At 44.9% G+C, this 395-nt stretch carries 1 rRNA gene; it reads right to left on the bottom strand.

The window, feature by feature from the left end:
- Positions 1-80: ribosomal RNA gene (locus tag AB4Z23_RS28825) — 16S ribosomal RNA — on the bottom strand; the annotation flags it as partial.
- Between the last annotated feature and the right edge of the window lie 315 nt (positions 81-395).

Here is a 395-nt window from a genome sequence, read left to right as displayed (position 1 = left end):
CCCCTTGCGGGGCGTTCGACTTGCATGTGTTAAGCCTGCCGCCAGCGTTCGTTCTGAGCCAGGATCAAACTCTCAAGTTGAGAATTCAATCATTGACTATTGTCACGTTATTCTGAATCGACGAGAACTCACATCAATTTCATCCAAGCATCGCTGCTCGCAAAATTGGTGTTGTCTCATTAAAACGTGACCGTCAAAGTCTATTCCATCAGAGCCTGAATTCCTTCAGACCCCGCAAGCTTCGCCGCCCACGTTTCTCTTTCTTCTCATATTCAATTGTCAAAAAACAGACCGCTCAWTGCAGTCACAAAATCAAACCCCAAAAGCAAAAGCCCTTGGAAAACAACAAGCAGTCAGCTCATCAACATGATTTCTTTAGAACGAAAGACTAGACT

The organism is Agrobacterium sp. MCAB5, assembly GCF_052114365.1.
Taxonomy (GTDB): domain Bacteria; phylum Pseudomonadota; class Alphaproteobacteria; order Rhizobiales; family Rhizobiaceae; genus Agrobacterium; species Agrobacterium tumefaciens.
Note: the sequence above shows the minus strand (reverse complement) of the source record. Positions and strands in the feature narration are given on the sequence as shown.